13 protein-coding genes and 1 tRNA gene are annotated in these 15,757 nt (G+C 35.2%); 9 read left to right on the forward strand and 5 right to left on the reverse strand.

The window, feature by feature from the left end:
- The first annotated feature begins 325 nt into the window (after positions 1 to 325).
- Complete coding sequence (locus V3Z67_RS02240) at positions 326 to 634, forward strand: hypothetical protein (RefSeq protein ID WP_330441790.1); 309 nt, start codon at positions 326 to 328, stop codon at positions 632 to 634.
- A gap of 136 nt (positions 635 to 770) precedes the next feature.
- Positions 771 to 2,099 carry a sigma-54-dependent transcriptional regulator gene (locus V3Z67_RS02245; protein WP_330441791.1) on the forward strand — a complete coding sequence of 443 codons (1,329 nt, stop codon included), beginning with the start codon at positions 771 to 773 and terminating at the stop codon, positions 2,097 to 2,099.
- Here V3Z67_RS02245 and V3Z67_RS02250 read toward each other — a convergent pair.
- The 3 genes from V3Z67_RS02250 to V3Z67_RS02260 form a co-directional block, all read right to left on the reverse strand.
- On the reverse strand, positions 2,096 to 4,489 hold the full coding sequence (locus V3Z67_RS02250; RefSeq protein WP_330441792.1) for an ATP-binding response regulator: 2,394 nt from the start codon (positions 4,487 to 4,489) through the stop codon (positions 2,096 to 2,098). The genes V3Z67_RS02245 and V3Z67_RS02250 overlap by 4 nt on opposite strands.
- A gap of 82 nt (positions 4,490 to 4,571) precedes the next feature.
- Positions 4,572 to 4,910 carry a helix-turn-helix domain-containing protein gene (locus V3Z67_RS02255; protein ID WP_330441793.1) on the reverse strand — a complete coding sequence of 113 codons (339 nt, stop codon included), beginning with the start codon at positions 4,908 to 4,910 and terminating at the stop codon, positions 4,572 to 4,574.
- A 352-nt stretch (positions 4,911 to 5,262) separates the two neighbouring features.
- On the reverse strand, positions 5,263 to 6,405 hold the full coding sequence (locus V3Z67_RS02260; RefSeq protein WP_330441794.1) for an acyl-CoA dehydrogenase: 1,143 nt from the start codon (positions 6,403 to 6,405) through the stop codon (positions 5,263 to 5,265).
- Between the two features lie 89 nt (positions 6,406 to 6,494).
- On the opposite strand from V3Z67_RS02260, the gene V3Z67_RS02265 reads away from it, so the two are divergent.
- Positions 6,495 to 7,565: an anhydro-N-acetylmuramic acid kinase gene (locus V3Z67_RS02265; protein ID WP_330441795.1), complete on the forward strand. Its 1,071-nt coding sequence runs from the start codon at positions 6,495 to 6,497 to the stop codon at positions 7,563 to 7,565.
- Here V3Z67_RS02265 and V3Z67_RS02270 read toward each other — a convergent pair.
- A complete protein-coding gene (locus V3Z67_RS02270; protein ID WP_330441796.1) occupies positions 7,562 to 8,224 on the reverse strand; it encodes a response regulator in 663 nt (220 codons plus the stop codon). The genes V3Z67_RS02265 and V3Z67_RS02270 overlap by 4 nt on opposite strands.
- A gap of 107 nt (positions 8,225 to 8,331) precedes the next feature.
- Between V3Z67_RS02270 and V3Z67_RS02275 the strand changes: the two genes are divergently transcribed.
- The 6 genes from V3Z67_RS02275 (at position 8,332) to V3Z67_RS02300 (ending at position 14,252) form a co-directional block, all read left to right on the forward strand.
- Entirely contained in the window at positions 8,332 to 9,054 is a 723-nt protein-coding gene (locus V3Z67_RS02275) for a LytR/AlgR family response regulator transcription factor (RefSeq protein WP_330441797.1), read from the forward strand.
- 187 nt (positions 9,055 to 9,241) lie between these two features.
- Positions 9,242 to 9,418, forward strand: a complete 177-nt coding sequence (locus tag V3Z67_RS02280; protein ID WP_330441798.1) for a hypothetical protein — start codon at positions 9,242 to 9,244, stop codon at positions 9,416 to 9,418.
- Between the two features lie 73 nt (positions 9,419 to 9,491).
- Positions 9,492 to 11,519, forward strand: coding sequence for a tetratricopeptide repeat-containing sensor histidine kinase (locus tag V3Z67_RS02285; RefSeq protein ID WP_330441799.1), 2,028 nt, complete (start codon positions 9,492 to 9,494; stop codon positions 11,517 to 11,519).
- Between the two features lie 67 nt (positions 11,520 to 11,586).
- On the forward strand, positions 11,587 to 12,813 hold the full coding sequence (locus tag V3Z67_RS02290) for a Glu/Leu/Phe/Val dehydrogenase dimerization domain-containing protein (RefSeq protein ID WP_035136290.1): 1,227 nt from the start codon (positions 11,587 to 11,589) through the stop codon (positions 12,811 to 12,813).
- 57 nt (positions 12,814 to 12,870) lie between these two features.
- The gene (locus tag V3Z67_RS02295) at positions 12,871 to 14,085 is read left to right on the forward strand and encodes a bifunctional folylpolyglutamate synthase/dihydrofolate synthase (RefSeq protein WP_330441800.1); all 1,215 of its coding nucleotides are present in this window, start codon (positions 12,871 to 12,873) and stop codon (positions 14,083 to 14,085) included.
- Positions 14,086 to 14,177: 92 nt separating this feature from the next.
- Positions 14,178 to 14,252: transfer RNA gene (locus V3Z67_RS02300), tRNA-Val, on the forward strand.
- A 72-nt stretch (positions 14,253 to 14,324) separates the two neighbouring features.
- Here the strand turns inward: V3Z67_RS02300 and V3Z67_RS02305 are convergent.
- Positions 14,325 to 15,632 (reverse strand): hypothetical protein, encoded by a 1,308-nt coding sequence (locus tag V3Z67_RS02305; protein WP_330441801.1) that lies wholly within the window; start codon positions 15,630 to 15,632, stop codon positions 14,325 to 14,327.
- Positions 15,633 to 15,757 lie beyond the last annotated feature (125 nt).

The following is a 15,757-nucleotide window of genomic DNA, read 5'->3' on the forward strand; positions in this document are numbered from 1 at the left end:
AGTTAAGCCCGCTTGCGCAGATGGTACTGCAATTTGTGGGAGAGTATGACACTGCCTTTCTTTTCAAAACCCTATCCAATATCGGATAGGGTTTTTTGTTTTTATACATTTTCCATTTCTACATATTTCCTTCTTTAATAATTACTGTTTGTAGAAATTCTACACTTTTGTTGTGTATTTCTACATAAGTCTACGATGTTATTTCTTTTTTTATGTTTATTTAAGTTGTTGGTTTATAGTTGTTTATTGTGTTCAGCGTGATGCTAGACTCTATTGGTACGATTATTTCATATTACATATACAAACAGCCAAATAATTAAATGCTATGAAAAAGAAAAATTTATTATTGGGACTATTATTATTGTTTGGTGTTAATACGACAAACGTTATAGCAAATACAACATTAGATATTAATGAGGTTGTGTTACGCGGACAGGAAAAAGAGTATGCTAAGATAGATACATCAGATGTTCCGGTAGATGTTTTAAAATCTATTAGTGCTAAGTATAGCGGTTACTCACTTGATGAGGCTTACTTGTCAGATGATGTTGAGTACAAGGTTGTGCTTACTAAAGAGAAAACTAAAATAACAGCTATTTACAAAGCAACAGGAGAGTTTGTAAAAGAAGCTTAAAGATATATAGTAAGGTGATTTGAAGAATCTGGTAAATTCTTCGACAGAAGGAGATGGTAATACATCTCCTTTTGTTTTTATTAACAGTTTAAAATTCCAAAAACATTAAATTTGTGATTATTTACTTTAGATTATAATGAGTGTAAAAATTCTGGTTGTTGACGACGATACTTCTTTCTGCTTACTACTAAAAACTTTCTTGCAAAAAAGGGGGTATGATGTTGTTACTGCATTTAACGGTAATGATGCCCTTCAGGAATTAAACAATGACTTTTTCGATATAGTTTTAACTGATATTAGGCTGCCTGATAGTGACGGACTTGAAATACTTAAGTCAATCACACAAAAGGGGCTTAAAACGCAGGTTATCCTTATGACAGGGTATACTGATATTAAGACTGCTGTAAACGCCATGAAGATTGGTGCTTTTGATTATGTAGGGAAACCAATAAACCCAGATGAGATTTTACATACTATTCAGCAGGCATTATTAAAAAAGGAGACAAAAAAATCTAATACTGTTAGCGAACCTAAAAAAACGGTATCGGGTTTTGTAAAGGGGATTAGTAGCGATTCTGCAAAACTATACGACCATATTAATCTAGTTGCTCCAACAAACATGTCGGTGTTAATTATTGGTGATAGTGGTACAGGTAAAGAATATATAGCCCAGTCTATACATATGCAAAGTAAGAGGGCTAGTAAACCTTTTGTGGCAGTTGATTGTGGTGCTATACCGAAAGAATTAGCCTCGAGTGAGTTTTTCGGGCACATAAAAGGATCTTTTACAGGGGCTGTGACAGATAAAACAGGACACTTTGAAGCGGCTAATGGAGGTACCTTATTTTTGGATGAAGTAGGGAATCTTTCTTATGATGTTCAGGTGCAACTACTGCGAGCACTTCAGGAACGTAAAATAAAGCCTGTAGGAAGCAATACAGAGCAACAGGTAGATATTAGGGTAGTAGCTGCTACAAACGAAGATTTAGCCGATGCAGTAAAGCGAGGTGACTTTAGGGAAGATTTATACCACAGGCTTAATGAGTTTTGCATACATGTGCCTAAATTAAGTGAACGTAAAGAAGATATAATGATGTTTGCCAATCATTTTCTGGCACAGGCAAATGAAGAGCTGGAAAAGGATGTTGAGCGATTTGATCAAAATGTAATTGATCTTTTCCTTAATTATTCCTGGCCGGGTAACCTCAGGGAGATGAAAAATATTATTAAACGTTCGGTATTGCTAACCAGAGGCAATGCTATTTCGCTGGAAGTACTACCTCCAGAGATGGAGCAGTCTGCAAACGAGGAAATACAGTTAAGCTATACTAAAGAGAGTGAAGAAGAGGCTATAAGAAAGGCTTTAGAGCGCACAAATTATAACAAGTCTAAAGCTGCCAAATTGCTTGATATAGATCGTAAAACTCTTTATAATAAACTTAAACTATATAATATAGATCTTTAATTTACTTCCTCATTTAGTTTTTCTAAAAGGGTTTCTATGCTTTTACAGGCAGTATTGATTTGCTGTTCTATTTTATCCCAGTTGCCTGAGTAATGTTTTTCTTCGAGAGCGTCAAGAACTTCAGATATATGGAATGCTTCAATCTGTTTTAGCATAGGTATCATTTTATGCGATACTTCTACAATACGTTGTTCGTTTTTATCTGCTAAAGCACTTTGTAAGTCAGCGCAGTTTTCTTTTGAGCTGCCTATAAAAGTATCAATAATCATTTTTAAAGATTCGGGGTCATTTTGCGTAAACTGAGATAAACTTCTTAAGTCAAAAAGCGGACGATTTTTACGTTCTGTTGCAGTTATAACCTGTTCATCTATTTCTATATTGTCACCAAAAAGATTTGATACTATAACCAATAGTTTATTTACCTGTACCGGTTTTGGATGAAAATCGGTAAACCCTTTTTCTAAGAAATAATCCTTTTCAAGATCCTTTCTTCCTGAAAGTGCTATAACAGGAATATTTTGTTTAATTGAGCGGACTTCTTCAAGAAGCTCAAAGCCATCCAGTCCCGGCATTTGGATATCAGTTAGAATAATGTCAAAATATTTATCGGTTAAAAGCTGAGCGACTCTTGATGAATTTGCTTCTGTAGTTACTACAGCGCCTTTATCGCTAAATACTTCGTTTAATAAGGATAGCTGGGTTTCATCATCATCTACTAAAAGAATTTTTTTGTTTTTAAGGTATGGATAAGTTGTAATTTGGACCTGTTGTTGCGTAGGTTTCGTTTTTTTGCCTTTTTGGTATGGTAAAATTATAGTGAATTCAGATCCTTTTCCTTCTTCGCTTTGCAGTTCTATTGTTCCTCCTAAAAGTTCAATTATCTTTTTAGAGATGGTAAGTCCCAGTCCGGTTCCTCCAAATTTTTTCTCTATACCATCATTAGCCTGGGTGAATTCTTTAAATACATTGGCGTGACTCTCTTTTGCTATACCAATACCGGTATCTGTTACAGAAATGAAAACACTTTGATTCTTTATGTATGCCAGTACTTCTACAGTTCCTTCCTGAGTAAACTTAATGGCGTTACTGATAAGGTTAGTTAAAACCTGTTTAATGCGATAAGGGTCTGATATTATATTGTCTTCCAGCTTATCGTCGCTAACCCAATTAAGTTCAATGTTTTTATTTTCTGCAGAATGCTCAAGGGTTCTACAGGTATTTTCAATAAGCGTTTTTAAGTTAAAAGATGATTCTTCAATTGTGATTCTGCTGTTTTCCAGTTTAGAGAAATCTACGAGGTCACTTACCAGTTTAAGAATATAGTCGGCAGATTCTTTTATGTTGTCCAGATACTGTTTCTGTTTACTGTTTATTTCGGAATTACTTATTAGATCTGAAAAACCTATAATACTGCCGAGAGGGGTTTGTAAATCGTGTGTTACTGTGGCCATAAGCATTGTTTTGCTTCGTAACAGTTTTTCGTTTTCGGCATTAAGTTCCTCTAATTGATTTCTGTAGTTTTGGCTTTTTGTCAGATCGCTTAAAATTATCCAGGCAAAAATTATAAGTATGAGTAGGGCGGAAGCACCAATCCATGCCATTTTTTTTACGGTAGAAGAAATTGCCAATTGTGAAGCAGTCATTTTTTGTGATGATCTTTCGATAATTTCTTTTTCTACTGAAGCCAGTATTACCCGAAGCTGATCGGAAATAATACGGTTTTCATCCTGTAGTAACTGCTCGGCACGATTTAATTTATTTTGCTCCTGCTTGTTTTTGTTTATCAGTTCTTCAATCACCTGATTATAGGCAATAGTAAGTGAGTCGTTTGAAGCAAACTTCCTAATGGAATCTAGTGTTTTAGGAGGTAGTGCGGAATTTACCACTTGGCTCCAGGTGTATCGTTCTTCAGGTTTTAACGGAGTTGCCTGGTTTACAAGGGAGTCTTTTACGCTGTTTATTTTAATGCGAAAGTTTTTTTGTACATATTCCGGCCTGTTAAGTTTACGATATTTAATAATTCCCGAAATACTTTTTCTTTTCTTGTTTATTAATAATTGTATCGAGTCAAACTTTACAACCTGGCTTGAGTCGGCCTCTTTTTTAATAAGGTCGATATCATTATTAATGCTATCAATAAGTTTATTGTAGCTGTTGTAGTCACTATCAAGTCCACTAAGCATAGCGGTTTTGCCTATGGCTTCAGAAGTGTATAGGTTAGCTATGGTGTTGCTTATTTGTATAATTTTGGAGTTGTCATTTCCGGAAGCACTTTTAGAAGCAATTTTGGAAATCTCACTATATACAAACCATACCGATACTACTGCAAAAAAAAAGAGCAGCAGATATCCGGCAATTACTTTTGATTTTACTGATTTGGGTTGGGCCATAACGGTATTAGTGCGTTAATGCATCTAAGTTATAACGCAGGCACAAAGTATTCAGTATTGAATAGTGTTTTTTAAGAATATATTAGCTTTTTACAATTACCCTCAAAAAGTTTATCTCTTCTTTCAGGTGTTGTATTTCGGCTTTAAGGCTTTCAACAAGTATATCGTAAACTTCTTTGTTTGCCTGATTGAACATATCATCTCCCGGTTCAGATTCGCTTACAATCTCGTTGAAAAGGTAGTTGATGTTCACATCAAGAATTTGTACAATTTTGAGAAGTTTAACAACATTCAGTCTTCTGTCGTCTTTTTCAAGCCTTCCGTAATTACTCTGGGTAACATCAAGGTGGAGCGCCATGGTTTCCTGAGTAATTCCTTTTTCTTCTCTAAGCTTCTTAATTTTTTGGCCTATTACGTTCATGGTTTAGTTGGCAATAATTAAATTATAACTAATTTTCGGTTTTTTGTCTGTTTGTATTTAGTAAATACACTTTATTGGCTGTTATAAATATTGCAAGTAAGGTGTGCAAAACCGTAACTCTCTATAGTATTATAACTTGAGACATACTGTATTTATTTTATAAAAATAAAAAAGAAGTGTTCCAAGTTGAAGTTAAAACTTAAATAATCGATGTACGACGTATTTTATCCGTTAAAAAGTAAATATATAGTTAAAAAATGATAGTTACTTTTTGAATTATTTTTTTAACAATAATGTTAAAAGCCAGCTAATTAGCTGGCTTTTATTTACTTTATATATAAGCGCAAGATTTTTATTTGTTTATAAGTGATCTTGAAATTACAATTTTTTGGATTTCTGAAGTTCCTTCATAAATCTGAGTGATTTTAGCATCACGCATAAGTCTTTCTACATGGTATTCTTTCACATAACCGTTACCGCCATGTATTTGTACGGCTTCAATAGTGGTATCCATTGCAACCTGAGAAGCGTAAAGTTTTGCCATAGCGCCGCTTACATCATAGTTGTTGTGGTTGTCTTTATCCCAAGCAGCTTTCATACAAAGGTGGCGTGCTGCCTCAATTTGTACAGCCATATCGGCAAGTTTAAAAGCAATAGCCTGGTGATTGAAGATTTCTGTACCAAAAGCTTTTCTTTCCTGAGAGTATTTAAGAGCAAGCTCGTAAGCTCCTGAAGCAATACCTAATGCCTGAGAAGCGATACCGATTCTACCTCCTGAAAGGGTTTTCATGGCAAATTTGAAACCAAAACCATCTTCGCCTATTCTGTTTTCTTTTGGAACCTTAACGTCAGTAAACATTAATGAGTGTGTATCAGATCCGCGAATACCTAATTTTTGCTCTTTAGCTCCAATTTCAAAACCAGGCATCCCTTTTTCAACAATAAGAGCATTGATACCTCTGTGTTTTTTCTCAATATCGGTTTGAGCTATTACAAGATAAACATCGGCAGTACTACCGTTTGTTATCCAGTTTTTAGTACCGTTTAATAGGTAGTGGTCACCTTTGTCAATTGCTGTTGTTTTTTGAGAAGTAGCGTCACTTCCTGCTTCCGGCTCAGAAAGACAGAAAGCTCCTATTATCTCACCCGTAGCTAAACGGGTAAGGTATTTTTGTTTTTGCTCTTCTGTACCAAAAGTTTCAAGTCCCCAGCATACAAGAGAGTTGTTTACAGACATAACTACTGAAGCAGAAGCATCAATTTTAGAAATCTCTTCCATAGCGATAACATAAGAAACTGCGTCTAATCCGCTACCACCATATTTTGGGTCTACCATCATACCTAGGAAACCAAGCTCTCCCATTTTCTTGATTTGCTCTGTAGGGAAAATTTGTTTTTCATCCCTCTCTATTACACCCGGAAGTAATTCATTTTGAGCAAAGTCTCTCGCTGCCTTCTGAATCATTAGGTGCTCTTCAGTAAGTTTAAAATCCATAACTATCTAAATATTGTAATTTTGTTTTATTGCGCCCAAAAGTAATTATTTAATGTGAATTTTTCAATATCATTATTTAATTTTAGCACATGATTAGAGAAAACTATAACGTTTTAGGAGTTATGTCGGGAACTTCGCTTGACGGAGTCGATTTAGCCCATATTATTTTTAATTACCAAAATGGTATTTGGAGTTATAATGTTGTTGAATGTCAAACAGTTGCTTACAGTAATGTGTGGGTAGAGAGACTTAAGGAAGCGGTAGGTTATACTAAAGAAAACCTTGGAAAACTCAACGATGAATATACCTTGTTGCTGTCGGGTATTGTAAAAACCTTTATTGAGGATAATGCAATAAAAGGTCTTGATGCAATTTGTTCACACGGGCATACAATTTTACATCAACCGCAAAATGGCTTTACGCTCCAAATAGGTAATAAACGGGAATTAGCAAAAAACACAGGTATAACTACTGTTTGTGATTTTAGAGTACAGGATGTGCAAATGGGAGGGCAGGGAGCTCCGTTGGTTCCTATAGGTGACAGGCTACTGTTTAGTGGTTATAGTTATTGCCTTAACCTAGGTGGTTTCTCTAATATTTCGTTTGAAGATAATGGTAAACGTGTTGCTTTTGATATTTGTGCTGTGAATACAGTACTTAACTATTATGCAGATAAACTGGGTTTGCCGTATGATGATGGGGGGAAGATAGCTGCAAAAGGTATGTTAGTTGCCGAAATATATGCCGAATTAAATGAATTGGAGTTTTATAAGAAAGCATATCCTAAGTCATTAGGTTTTGAATATGTAAAAGAAGTTTTACTGCCATTAATGGAAAAATATGATGCCGAGGTAGAAGATAAGCTCCATACCTTTACTATGCATGTTGCTAAACAGTTGGCAGATGTAATAAATGCATTGCCTCCGGGTAAATTGCTTGTTACCGGTGGTGGTGCTTATAATGTTTTCTTGCTGAATTGTATGCAGGAGTTTATGCCTGATACAGCTATTGTTGTTCCGGACGATAAGACGATTCAATATAAAGAAGCGCTTATTTTTGGTTTATTGGGAGTTTTAAAATTAAGGGGAGAAGTAAATGTACTTTCCAGTGTTACGGGAGCTGTTGGGGATCATAGTTCGGGGGTTGTTTTTGGGGTTTAAATAATGCCAATTTTTTTTATGGCTTCAATAAGGTCATGGTCATCTCCGGTTTTACCTTCAAGAAACATGCTTTTTAAATTAGCCTTTCTTTTTTCAATGGCACTTAGTGAAAGCGGTACATAGTTAGGGATGTTTTTTGTGAGTATCCCTTCGCTTAGCCTCATGAGTATCTGTCTGTCATAATTGTCAAGGTTGTACTTGTCAAAGTCTTTGTCGCGAAGTGACTTTACAATTTTGCTGCTCATGTACCTCTCGCCTTCAAAAATAATCTTAAAGGCATTTACAAACTCATCAATATCGATGTCGCTTTTGCATAAAATGCCGTCAGGGTTAATTTCTTTTATCAGGCGGTCTACTAACGTGGCTTCACTGTGCATGGTTAGTATTATGACTACACAATCCGGTATCGTTTTACGTATCAATACACCTAAGTCAAGCCCTGAAGTGATGTTTTTTTCTTCATATGGGGGAAGGCTCAAGTCAAGATACGCAATGTCAAAATGCTGGGTGGTTATAAGTTCATAAGCCTGTTGGCAATCCAGCGCTTTGGTGAATATAAGATTGTGTCCCTCAATGTTTTCGTTACGTAAAACATTGATATAACCGTTAACCGTCATGGGGTGGTCGTCAACGATAAGAATTCTTAAATCTCTCTGCATATACAAGTCTATTAGGACAAATTTAACAAATTTTACGGTTAAACCGTAAAACGACTATTTCAAATTTAATATATTGCCATCGGTTTTTTAACATTTTTTTCAGGAAAGTGCAATATTCATATCTCATAATTGATGAAGATATCGGCGCGAAAGACACACTAGCGCGATTTGAGGAGTTTCCGGAATATTTTTGTGCAGGGGTGGCGAGTAGTAAAGATGAGGCTGTAAACAAGATACTTGATTTGCAGCCAATGCTTGTATTCATTGAAGTTTCCCCTAAAAGTAAAAAAACCGGACTATCTCTTTCTATTATTACAGAACTGCATCAATATATTGATAATCTGCCTTATTTTATAATAACTACTTCTACTACTAAGCATGCTTTTGATGCAATTAAGGCGGGTGTATCTGATTATTTGTTAAAACCACTTAACCGTTTTGAGCTAAGAAAAACATTACTTCGTTTTGAGAAAACAAGTCCTGTTGCTTCCAGAGATACTATATGTATTAAATCGTACGGTGATTATCAGTTTATTTCGCTTAACGATATTGTTTATCTTAAGGCAGATAATAATACTACTGACTTCCATTTGCAAAATGGCAAAAAGCTTACAGCTTACAAAACGCTTAAGCATTATGAGGCAAGCCTGCCGTTTTTCTTTTTCAGAATACATAATAGCTATATAGTAAACAGTAACTATATAACAAGAATTAATACCGGTAAATCATTATGCTATTTAAATAACAGTGATTTATCTGTTTCTTTCTCTAAAACATTTAAGGATAATATTGATGCTATTATCCGCAAAATTGCTCCCGAAAATATATAATTAGTCATTTTACCCTGCAAATCGGTCCAGTTACTCGTGTACGGGTGTGATTCACTAAAGTCACTGTAAATCATGGTTTTGGATGGTGTATTTAGCCTTAGTTTTGCTTCAGGAAATAACACAAAAAGCAAAACAAATTAAAAATATTAAAAAATAACACCTATCCAATTTTAAAAAATTTAACACCATGAAAAAATCACTTTTTACTTTAGGACTTATCGCATTTGTTGGTTTAACAGCAGTTTCTTGTTCAACAGATGATAGCGCTTTAGAGGATACATCAGCAGGAGATACTACGATTGTAGCGCCGATAGATAATGGAGATGTTGAACTTCCAAAACCTGTAACAAGCAACGGAAAGTAATCTTAGGTATTGCTATTAAATAAAATATATTATTTTTGAGGCTGTAGTATTAACAACTACAGCCTCAAAAATTTTGAACAAATTCCAACAAATACTCCTTTTTATACTGTTGTTTTTTGTCGTTATTTCCTGTAACGATAAAAACAATAACTATTCTGATAAAGATAAGCAGATAACAGAAATGTTAGATCAGGTATCTGCTACAGATAGTGACAGCTTGAAAAAGCAATTGCTTGAATCTGTTTATCAGAAAATAAATGACTACCCTTATAAGGATAGTATTCCCCGGTATTATTTAATGCTTACAGAGGCTTATTATAATTCAAGTAATTATCAGGGAGCTTTAAGAATAGGTAAACAAAGTGTTGAACTAAATAAAGAGATTAAAGATACAGTTAATGTTGCTCAATCACTTTATACAATAGGTAATACCTATTATTTTGGTTTAGCAGATACCGATAGTGCTTATATTTTTTATACTCAGGCCGAAAAATTGTTTCAGGAGTCACATCAGTACAGGAGTCTTGGTAAAACAAAACTTTATAAGGCTTATGTATTATATTATTTAAAGGAGTATCAGCTTTGTGAAACCGAAGCATTTAGGGCATTGGGGCTTTTGCAGGGCAGAGATGCTACCGATATTTATAATTGCCACAACCTGATAGCTGCTGCTCTTGATGGGCAGGGTTTGCATGTAGAAGCTATTAAGTACTATGAGTTAGCCTTAAGGCAATTACTTTCTTTTAATAAAGAAGATTCAAATAATATAGATGTAAATTATTACAAGTCCACCTGTTATAATAATCTGGGTAATGTTTACCTAAATATGGAGGATTATGCAAAGGCAGAAGAGTTCTATCTTAATGCACTTAAATTAACATCAAAAGAGTCTAATCCGTCGCTCTATGCAAAACTTCTAAACAGTTTGGCTTATGCCCGTTTTAAGTCGGGTAATGAGAAAGATTTGCCTAAAATGTTTTATGAGGCACTTGCTATAAGAGATAGTTTAGGGATTAGTTATGGTATCGTAGCTACAAAAAAATACCTTGGTGAATATTATGCGGCGAAAAAAGATACGGCAAAGGCAGTTGAATATTTAAGGGAAGCTTATAGTAAAGCCGAAAATATAAAGGGATACTATGATGTTGTAAACACCTTAAAGCTTTTAGGTGAAATAGACAAGCCTCAAAGTGCAATCTATTACAAAAGACTTAATGTGGTTAATGATAGTTTGCAAAAAGTTGAACAGGCCAATAAAGATAAGTTTGCCCGTATTGAGTATGAGACAGAAAGGCTTGAAGATGAGAAAGAAGCTTTAGTAAAGAGAAATGGGTTTATAATAGGTGTCTCGGCAATGGTATTGCTTTTTATAGGGGCAGTATTTATTATTTATTACCTGAACTCAAGAAATAAAAAACTGGTAATGGAACAGGAGCAGCAAAAGGCTAATGAAGAAATTTACCAGTTAATGTTTGAACAGCAAACTAAAATAGATAAAGCAAGGGCTGAGGAGAAAAGCCGTATTGCGATGGAACTGCACGACGGAATCCTTAATAATATATATGCGGTTAGGCTTAATCTTGAGTTTATAAACAGGAATACCGATGAAGAGTCGGTAGCGCAAAGAAAAGAATATATCAAACAGCTGCAAACAGTGGAGTCGGAAATTAGAGGGGTTTCACATGATCTTAGCCGTAATGCGGTATTCTTTGAAAAGAGCTTTAAAGATGTTATTGAGTCGCTTGTGCTTACCCAGAAAAATGAATTCAATACTGTTTTTGATGTCGATATAGATGTTAATATCAACTGGGAAAACCTACCTAATATTCAAAAAGTGAACGTATACAGGGTGATACAGGAAGGTTTACAGAATATCAATAAATATAGTGTGGCTCGCAATGCTATTGTAGTGATTAAAAAAGATCATGAAGCAATTGAGCTTACTATTACGGATGATGGTGTAGGTTACGATCCTGATAAAGCTAAGGGTGGTATAGGTTTAAAAAACCTTAGAAAGCGTACTTCGGTACTTAACGGTAAGCTGGATATTATTTCTGCTCCCGGTAAAGGGGCAAAAATTCATATTGTATTCCCTAATTAATGAGATAAATACAGAATTCTCATTTATATGTTTTATATATTTGTGCCGATTTATAAAAATTCAACGAATGAAAGATTTATTAAAGAAATTCGAAAATAAACAGCCTGAAATAGTTTTTAACTGGAAAGATTCTGAGACAGAAGCAGAAGGATGGACAGTGATTAATTCCTTAAGAGGAGGTGCTGCCGGTGGTGGTACCCGTATGAGAAAAGGACTTGATATGAACGAGGTGCTTTCTCTTGCAAAAACTATGGAAGTTAAATTTACGGTTTCGGGACCTGCTATCGGAGGTGCTAAATCAGGAATTAATTTTGATCCGGCTGACCCAAGAAAAAAAGGAGTATTACAGCGTTGGTATAAAGCTGTTTCTCCGCTTTTAAAAAGCTACTACGGTACAGGTGGTGACCTTAACGTTGATGAAATTCATGAAGTAATCCCTATGACTGAAGAGTGTGGGGTATGGCATCCGCAGGAAGGTGTTTTTAACGGACACTTTAAACCAAGCGAGGCCGATAAAATTAACCGCATCGGTCAGCTAAGACAGGGTGTTGTTAAAGTAATAGAGAATGCAACATTCTCGCCTGATGTTAACAGAAAATATACTGTTGCCGATATGATTACCGGTTATGGTGTTGCAGAGGCTGTACGTCATTTCTACGCTATTTACGGTGGTGATGTAAAAGGTAAAAAAGCAATCGTTCAGGGCTTTGGTAACGTAGGTTCGGCAGCTGCTTTCTACCTTGCAGAAATGGGTGCTAAAGTTATTGGTATTATTGACCGTGACGGAGGACTTTTAAACGAAAACGGATTTTCTTTTGAAGAAATAAGAGAACTTTTCCTTAACAAAGACGGTAACAAGCTTGTTGCAGATAATATGATTCCGTTTGAGGAAATCAACGATAAAATATGGAAAACAGGTGCAGAGATATTTGCTCCTTGTGCAGCGTCAAGACTGGTTACTAAAGACCAAATTGATAACATGATTGCTTCTGGTCTTGAAGTTATTTCATGTGGTGCTAACGTACCGTTTGCTGACAAAGAGATTTTCTTTGGTCCTATTATGGAGGAGACAGACAGTAAAGTGAGTCTTATTCCAGACTTTATCTCTAACTGTGGTATGGCAAGAGTATTTGCTTACTTTATGGAGAAAAAAGTAGGTATGACAGATGAGGCTGTATTTAACGATACATCTGAAACTATCAGAAAAGCAATTGAAAGAGTACACGAGCAAAACAGTTCTAAGCTAAACATAAGTAATACTGCTTTTGAAATTGCTTTAAAACAACTGGTGTAACACATCTTTAAAATTTATACATTTAATGACAGATATTTTTATCTGTCATTTTTTATTATGACATATCAGGAAACCATAGAGTGGATGTTTAACCAGTTGCCCATGTATCAAACACAGGGGGCTTCTGCATTTAAAAAAGATCTTACCAATACGCTGTTATTGGCAAAGCATTTAAATAACCCTGAGAACGGATTTAAATCGGTTCATGTTGCCGGTACAAACGGTAAAGGATCGGTATCAAATATGCTGGCTTCTATACTGCAGGAGGCAGGGTATAAGGTAGGTTTGTATACTTCACCCCACCTAAAGGATTTTAGGGAACGTATAAAAATAAACGGTCAGGATATATCTAAGGAATTCGTAATGGATTTCATGGCTCAAAACAAGTCGTTTTTTGAAGCAAGTCAGCTTAGTTTTTTTGAAATGACCGTTGGTTTGGCGTTCGACTATTTTACCAAGGAGAAAGTAAATGTGGCTATTGTTGAAACCGGAATGGGAGGTAGGCTCGATTCTACCAATATTATAACTCCGTTGGTATCGGTTATAACCAATATTGGTTTTGATCATACTCAGTTTCTTGGTGATACCCTGGAGAAAATAGCCTTTGAGAAAGCGGGTATTATTAAAAACAATGTTCCGGTAGTGGTAGGGGAATATACACCTGAAACCAAGTCGGTTTTTGAAACCAAAGCTCAGGAAATGCAATCGGATATAACTTTTGCTTCTGATGTTGATTTTCCGTTTTATGAATCTGATTTAACCGGGGACTACCAAAAGCAGAACAGGAAAACGGTTTTGGCAACCATAAATGTTTTAAAGCATCATTTTAATATTACCGAAGAAGTCTTGGTAAAGGGACTGCTAAATGTGGTAAAAAATACCGGTTTTATGGGTAGGTGGCAGATAATACACCAAAATCCTATAGCGGTTTGTGATACGGCACACAACAGTCACGGACTAAAAATTGTACTAAACCAGATAGCGCAGCAAAAATTTAAGGATTTAAGGATTGTTTTTGGAGTGGTAAACGATAAGGATCTAACCGAAATTTTACCGTTAATGCCTAAAAATGCCATTTATTACTTTTGTAAACCAAATGTTATGCGTGGCCTTGATGCAAAAAATCTTCAGGATAAATTTTTGGGTTACGATTTGAAGGGAAAAGTATACTCTTCTGTAGCAGATGCTTATAAAAATGCTTTGGCAGATGCCGATCAAACTGACTTTATTTATGTAGGCGGAAGTACATTTGTGGTTGCGGAAATTTTATAATTTTTTAAAATAATGTTTGCAAATACAAAAAAACGGTCTATATTTGCACTCGCAATAAGGAACTAGTATAGTAACGAAGTTGCAAACATATCGGGCGATTAGCTCAGTTGGTTCAGAGCACCTCGTTTACACCGAGGGGGTCGGGGGTTCGAATCCCTCATCGCCCACAGAAAAAGCCGAAACGAAAGTTTCGGCTTTTTGCATTTTATAGTGTGAGGATATTTAGGCTATATTTACTTTTATCTTGCTGTTACAGGAGAGAAAAAGCCGGCAAGCTTATCCAGTTTAAAGGCTTTTGAGAGGGTTACTACATAAAATGGCCTTGGGTTTTTAAGCTGATTGTTTATTTCTGCCTGTAATGTAAGTCCTGTTTTAGGTTCGGTTATCCATGCGCGCCCGGTATAAAATATGTCTTTTTTCTGTTCAACTTTTACTTCGGTTGAATTAATGGAGCTGGGGGTTAAAAAATAGTTTGAGGCATAACCTATAGTATGATGTATTCTTATGCTAATATCATCATTCTCTAATGCTAAAAATATTCCGGGTCCTAAATGAAACGCATACTCATTGACTGATTGAGTGCTGGGCTGTAAGCTGTTTAGTACTAAGTGGTTTCTTATTGAACTGTTAGATAGTATTGAATCTACGTGTTTAACCTCGCCATACTCAGTTGATATGTTTGTACGTTTCCATATAAACTCAATAGATGCTGTTAAGTATGTTTTAAATTCGCTCTTACTTTTCAGGGTGCCAAATATGGGGTGTAGTGTGCTAAAGTGTGCGCCAATATTATCTGTAGTTGTAGTTCGTGTTGATGAGACCATTTCTCTTACTCTTATTGCCTGAATACTGTCAAAGGGAATAACTTCTGTGGTTATATAGTTCTCATCTATATTTTCGGTATTGCTCATGGCGCGGTTACCGTATAGGCTAAGATAAAAACCCGTTTTCGAATTTTTTGACGGATGAGATAATATGTTTGTTGCAAAAAAGAGGTTTTGGGCTTTTACTCCCTCTACTAAATCAAAATTTGTTCCTATGTACGAAAGGTTTTTGTACTTACTATAGGGCGCGTTAGAACCACTTTCGAGATTCAATACTATTGTCTTGTTAAAAGCAGTGTTTTCGTCTGTAATAATTCGGCCTAAAGAATCTTTTACAATTAATTTTAAGGTAAGATTTGATTTTTCGGGGATAACAGAGTCGGGTTTAATACTTATATAAACGGTCTCTCTAACAATTTTTGACTTGTCTTTTTTAAATTCTGAAAATGTCTTTTCATAAGATTTTTTATTGTTGAAGAGTATCTTTGTGTAAGGTAAAACGGTTTTGGCACTATCGGTCTCTACAGAGAATTTAAATTTACTGTCTATAAAATTTTTAGATATATTTTTTCCTATAATTTCTACAGGTATAATAGTTTCTTTACCTGTTGTAACATCATAAACGCTTTTTTTGTTAGAATCAAATCCTAAATCAAAGCTTTCCTGCCCCTGCATGGTGTTTAGTAAGAGTAAAACAATAAGGGTTAAAAGTTTTTTAATCATGATATTTTATTTAATGTTAGGTGATCATGTAAAATTCTTTACTTTTTTGATACTCTGAAATACCTATTACTGGGTATTTTTTCGACTAAACTGTTTGTATATGAATAAGTTGTTTTTTTAGGTGT

It is taken from the genome of Flavobacterium sp. C4GT6, assembly GCF_036347315.1.
GTDB lineage: Bacteria > Bacteroidota > Bacteroidia > Flavobacteriales > Flavobacteriaceae > Flavobacterium.

Excerpts from the sequence above, each read along its gene's own strand:
- V3Z67_RS02250 (WP_330441792.1), bottom strand. The coding sequence starts at position 4,489 with ATGGCCCAACCCAAATCAGTAAAATCAAAAGTAATTGCCGGATATCTG.
- V3Z67_RS02245 (WP_330441791.1), top strand. The coding sequence starts at position 771 with ATGAGTGTAAAAATTCTGGTTGTTGACGACGATACTTCTTTCTGCTTA.
- V3Z67_RS02265 (WP_330441795.1), top strand. The coding sequence starts at position 6,495 with ATGATTAGAGAAAACTATAACGTTTTAGGAGTTATGTCGGGAACTTCG.
- V3Z67_RS02260 (WP_330441794.1), bottom strand. The coding sequence starts at position 6,405 with ATGGATTTTAAACTTACTGAAGAGCACCTAATGATTCAGAAGGCAGCG.
- V3Z67_RS02270 (WP_330441796.1), bottom strand. The coding sequence starts at position 8,224 with ATGCAGAGAGATTTAAGAATTCTTATCGTTGACGACCACCCCATGACG.
- V3Z67_RS02240 (WP_330441790.1), top strand. The coding sequence starts at position 326 with ATGAAAAAGAAAAATTTATTATTGGGACTATTATTATTGTTTGGTGTT.
- V3Z67_RS02280 (WP_330441798.1), top strand. The coding sequence starts at position 9,242 with ATGAAAAAATCACTTTTTACTTTAGGACTTATCGCATTTGTTGGTTTA.
- V3Z67_RS02295 (WP_330441800.1), top strand. The coding sequence starts at position 12,871 with ATGACATATCAGGAAACCATAGAGTGGATGTTTAACCAGTTGCCCATG.
- V3Z67_RS02290 (WP_035136290.1), top strand. The coding sequence starts at position 11,587 with ATGAAAGATTTATTAAAGAAATTCGAAAATAAACAGCCTGAAATAGTT.
- V3Z67_RS02305 (WP_330441801.1), bottom strand. The coding sequence starts at position 15,632 with ATGATTAAAAAACTTTTAACCCTTATTGTTTTACTCTTACTAAACACC.
- V3Z67_RS02255 (WP_330441793.1), bottom strand. The coding sequence starts at position 4,910 with ATGAACGTAATAGGCCAAAAAATTAAGAAGCTTAGAGAAGAAAAAGGA.